6 protein-coding genes are annotated in these 4,272 nt (G+C 46.4%); 2 read left to right on the top strand and 4 right to left on the bottom strand.

Features of this window, described 5'->3' with window-relative positions; all coding sequences use genetic code 11:
• The 4 genes from A3751_RS13090 to A3751_RS13075 all read right to left on the bottom strand — a co-directional run.
• On the bottom strand, positions 1–674 hold a 674-nt coding region (locus tag A3751_RS13090), incomplete at its 3' end, for a hypothetical protein (RefSeq protein ID WP_197466333.1).
• Between the two features lie 18 nt (positions 675–692).
• Positions 693–1,214 carry a hypothetical protein gene (locus A3751_RS13085; protein WP_156498522.1) on the bottom strand — a complete coding sequence of 174 codons (522 nt, stop codon included), beginning with the start codon at positions 1,212–1,214 and terminating at the stop codon, positions 693–695.
• 138 nt (positions 1,215–1,352) lie between these two features.
• Complete coding sequence (locus tag A3751_RS13080) at positions 1,353–2,531, bottom strand: VWA domain-containing protein (RefSeq protein ID WP_068456742.1); 1,179 nt, start codon at positions 2,529–2,531, stop codon at positions 1,353–1,355.
• 2 nt (positions 2,532–2,533) lie between these two features.
• Positions 2,534–3,376 (bottom strand): MoxR family ATPase, encoded by an 843-nt coding sequence (locus tag A3751_RS13075; protein WP_068456738.1) that lies wholly within the window; start codon positions 3,374–3,376, stop codon positions 2,534–2,536.
• A 238-nt stretch (positions 3,377–3,614) separates the two neighbouring features.
• Here A3751_RS13075 and A3751_RS13070 point away from each other — a divergent pair, with 238 nt between their 5' ends.
• Together A3751_RS13070 and A3751_RS23560 are read left to right on the top strand one after the other, a co-directional pair.
• On the top strand, positions 3,615–3,983 hold the full coding sequence (locus A3751_RS13070; protein WP_068456735.1) for a sirohydrochlorin chelatase: 369 nt from the start codon (positions 3,615–3,617) through the stop codon (positions 3,981–3,983).
• 96 nt (positions 3,984–4,079) lie between these two features.
• Positions 4,080–4,272 (top strand): hypothetical protein (locus A3751_RS23560; protein ID WP_231876893.1); only part of this gene is annotated, 193 nt, incomplete at its 3' end.

Here is a 4,272-nt window from a genome sequence, read left to right as displayed (position 1 = left end):
TTATCCAGATACAGCGCTCCCGCACTGAGATTTATACGGTTTGTCAGTTCAACCTCAGAAAGCCCTTCCCCGAGATTGATATCTCGTGCAACCTTCAAAGACAGCAAGGCTCTGCGAGGGTTACGGCTCGTTGCTGCGTAATCAGTGGCAAGATTGTAATAGGCGGAAGCTGCCCACTCTCCTTCCAAGGCCCTGCTCAGAGACTGCGCAGCGAAGTTGTGATTACCTAGCTCGATAAAGCACTGCCCGCGAAGGTAAGCACGTTGATTTTGAAGTGCGCCATTCAGATCTTGCGCTTTACCTTTAAGGTGCTTGAGCGCGTTTTTGCAATCACCCTGCCTGTATAATAAGGAGGCCAGTCGCAATCGCGAGCGATCCCGCTCATTAAGGGTTTTAATGTGTTGCTCTAAAGTCTTAAGAGGATAGCTTTGTGCCAAACCGAGATGCTGCTCTGCCAACGCGACGTGAAGTGGGTTTGTATCACGGTCATCCGCCTGCAGCATCGTTAGCACGGTAAAGTAATCCTCTCGGTCGAGGTGATACTCAAGCATGCCTTTCTTAATCTCAGTCGGCAGTGCGTCACTGGCTAGCGCAGGAGTCAACGCAAAACTGATTGATAGCAACAAAACGAGGCGGAGAAACGTATGCGCCGAACTATAAGTCGATAAACCCATCACCACCAAACTAACCCACTACCATTGCTTAACTTTGAAAATAGGTTCACCGGTTGTGGGACTCTCCGCCACAATTAACTGGATAAATCGCGCTTCATTCGTCTTGTCGAAGTTAAGCGCTTTTTTCCGCTTAAAATAGCCGCCTGTTCGCCCTTGTCCGTTGAAACTTGCAGTGAGCTTATGCTTTCCGGGTGCCACACTTCCCATATACAGTTGCTGCAAACCACCGTTTAAAAGTGACTGCAAATCACCAGGCTGATAGAGATGAGAGGAAACCAAAGTATCATCAACAAAGAGTTCGATAGAGTCCAATTTAAAACGCGTGCGCTCCGTGAGGCTGAGAAACACACCAAATTTGACGTCGGGAGGGTAAAGTAAGGCTTCTTCGAGCACCGCGAGGTCTTGGCTTAGCGAAAGGATATCGCTTTTCAGCTGTTGGGCTTGCTTCTTTAGCTCTGCAACCTGAGGGTTGGTTGCGCTCTCGGCCGCAATTGCGGAAAAAGCGAGCAACGGGAAAAGTAAAAAAACGGCGTAACGCATGTGGCACTTCAAGATATAAGTTCCTGATTTGATGATCAAAACTTCAAGTCGAGCAGAATTAAACGCAAGTCTACCAAGATCGACCATCAACACTGTGAAGCAGTTAGGAAGTTACCAGAATTTTACTGAATAATACGATTATCGGCTGAGGTACTTCATCGCCGATTCAAGCCCTTCGACACTCATGGGATACATATGGTCTTCGACCAAACTCTTTGTGATCCCTAGTGAACCTCCCTCTCCCCAATAGTGCTCAGGCAGCGGATTGATCCACGCAACTTTGTCAAAGTGTTCCGTGACCCGTTGCATCCATATGGCACCAGCCTCTTCATTCCAGTGCTCTATGCTGCCACCAGCCTGAGTAATTTCATATGGCGCCATCGATGCATCGCCGACAAAAAGTACTTTATAGTCCGCTGTATACTTATGGAGAATGTCGTACAAAGATGTCGTCTCATTGCTTCGTCGAAGATTGTTCTTCCAAACACTCTCGTAAATAAAGTTATGGAAGTAAAAATACTCCATATGTTTGAACTCAACACGCGCAGCAGAGAAGAGCTCTTCACAGACCTTAACGTGTGGATCCATCGATCCACCAATGTCGAAAAAGATGAGCACCCTTACCGCGTTATGGCGTTCTGGGACCAACTTAAGATCAAGAAAACCTGCGTTACGCGCAGTTGAACGAATCGTGTCATCAAGATCCAACTCATCTTCCGCGCCTTGACGCGCAAACTTTCTCAAACGACGCAACGCGACTTTAATATTTCGAATACCCAGCGTTACATCGCCGTCTAAATCCTTGTACCCCCGTTTTTCCCAGACCTTGACAGCCTTGCCGTGACGACCCTTCTTCTGACCAATACGAACGCCTTCGGGGTTATAGCCATTTTGCCCAAAAGGTGACGTACCACCCGAGCCAATCATTCTGTTGCCGCCCTCGTGCTTCTTTTCTTGTTTCTCAAGCCGATCGCGAAGAGCATCCATGAGTTCATCAAACCCTCCCATGGACTCGATCTTTTCTTTTTCCTCGTCACTAAGGTATTTCTCAAGCTCCGACTTCAACCAGTCTTCAGGTATTAGCTCTTTGAAAAGATCATCTAATGCTTCAATGCCTTTGAAATAGCTCTCGAAGGCTCGATCAAACTTGTCGAAGTTCTTTTCATCTTTGACCAGGCACAGACGGCTTAGATAATAAAAATCATCGAGCGATGCAAAAGCCAGTTTATTATCCAGTGCCGAGATCAGATCTAACAACTCTCGAATTGTCGCTGGTACGCGATAACGTCGAACCTCTTCGAAAAAGCCAATCAGCATGCTTAACCCTTTCTGCGAGCCATAAATGCAAGGCGTTGCAACAACTGTACATCCTGCTCGTTTTTGAGCAGAGCCCCGTACAGTGGAGGAATCGCCTTGCTCGGATCTCGCTCGCGTAACAAGCTCTCACTGATGTCATCAGCAATTAACAATTTCAGCCAGTCAATCAACTCACTGGTACTGGGTTTTTTCTTCAAGCCTGGCACTTTTCGCACATCGAAAAATACATCTAGTGCTTCGCGAAGAAGATCCTTTTTGATGTCTGGGTAATGCACATCAACAATTTTCTCCATTGTTTCCGCGTCGGGAAAATCGATGTAATGAAAGAAGCATCGGCGTAAAAACGCATCAGGCAATTCTTTCTCATTGTTACTCGTAATCAAAACAATCGGGCGTTGCTTGGCAACGATACGTTGCTGAGTCTCGTATACATAAAACTCCATTTTGTCGATTTCTAAAAGCAGATCGTTTGGAAACTCAATATCCGCTTTATCAATCTCGTCGATCAACAAAATCACGCGCTCTTCCGCTTCAAAGGCCTCCCAAAGCTTTCCCTTCACGATATAGTTGGAAATGTCATGGACTCGATCCACACCTAATTGTGAATCTCTTAGCCGCGAAACGGCGTCGTATTCGTAAAGACCCTGCTGCGCTTTAGTTGTGGACTTGATATGCCACTGGATTAGTCTGGCACCCAAGGCGCTTGCAAGCTGTTCAGCTAGCATGGTTTTACCGGTTCCTGGCTCGCCTTTGATGAGCAAAGGCTTTTGAAGTGCGATCGCAGAATTGACCGCCATTTGAAGATCGTCAGTTGCGACGTAGTCCTGAGTACCCTTGAACGACATAATATTTCCTAAATAGATTTGGGCTAAACGTGCGACATTCTAAAGCAATGCACGTTTATTGCCCATACAACAGATTGTTCCACGTTATGTACAGCCCTTATGATGAAAATGGATTACTAACAACAAAATACACGCTATAAAGCGTGCAATGTAGACGCAAACGAACAAGCCCTGTTGATCCATAAACGTATAAATCAGCGTACAATATCTTAATCAACTTCAAGGAATAGAGTTTAGGATGAAAACGAAGTTAATTCTTTTGGCCCACGGTAGTAGTAGTAAAGAATGGTCTGATGCGTTTTATCAGATGACTAAGCGTGTTCGTGAGAGCTTTAAAGAAGCCGATTTGGCATTTATGGAGCTCAGCTCCCCCTCTCTGGAAGAAGTGTGCATTGAGGCCAAGCAAGACGGCTTCCAAAACGTTCGGGTTCTTCCGCTGTTCTTGGCCATTGGCCGCCATCTTAAGACAGACGTCCCCCGAATGATTTCAGAATACGAAAACACACTGGGGCTAAAGATCGACTTGCTGCCACCAGTCGGTCAACACCCTGCTATCGAAAATGCGATGTACGAAGCCGCTTCAGCGTACTTAAGTGAAAAAAGTTAGTCGGTCCTGCTTTGAAAACGCATTTGAGAACACGAGCCAATACCGATCTGAACCTTAGATCTGGCAGTCGCTTGATTTGAAGGCAAGGTAAGCAAAATGAAACACGACATTGATTATTTAATAACTGGCGGGTCCGGCCTAATTGGCAGTGCATTTATCCGATCACTGCCGAGCGAGGTTTCGGTTGTCGTTCTCTCCCGTCAAGAGCCGAAGACCGTTACTGCTAAAATCGGAAGGAAAGTGGAAGTTATTTCGAGCTTCACCCAGATTCCGGCGAAAAGTACGATCC

It is taken from the genome of Oleiphilus sp. HI0080 (genome assembly GCF_001635135.1).
Note: the sequence above shows the minus strand (reverse complement) of the source record. Positions and strands in the feature narration are given on the sequence as shown.

What these genes read in the sequence shown, in the direction of transcription:
- A3751_RS13085 (WP_156498522.1), bottom strand. Translation starts at nt 1,214, where the DNA reads ATGCGTTACGCCGTTTTTTTACTTTTCCCGTTGCTCGCTTTTTCCGCA.
- A3751_RS13080 (WP_068456742.1), bottom strand. Translation starts at nt 2,531, where the DNA reads ATGCTGATTGGCTTTTTCGAAGAGGTTCGACGTTATCGCGTACCAGCG.
- A3751_RS13075 (WP_068456738.1), bottom strand. Translation starts at nt 3,376, where the DNA reads ATGTCGTTCAAGGGTACTCAGGACTACGTCGCAACTGACGATCTTCAA.
- A3751_RS13070 (WP_068456735.1), top strand. Translation starts at nt 3,615, where the DNA reads ATGAAAACGAAGTTAATTCTTTTGGCCCACGGTAGTAGTAGTAAAGAA.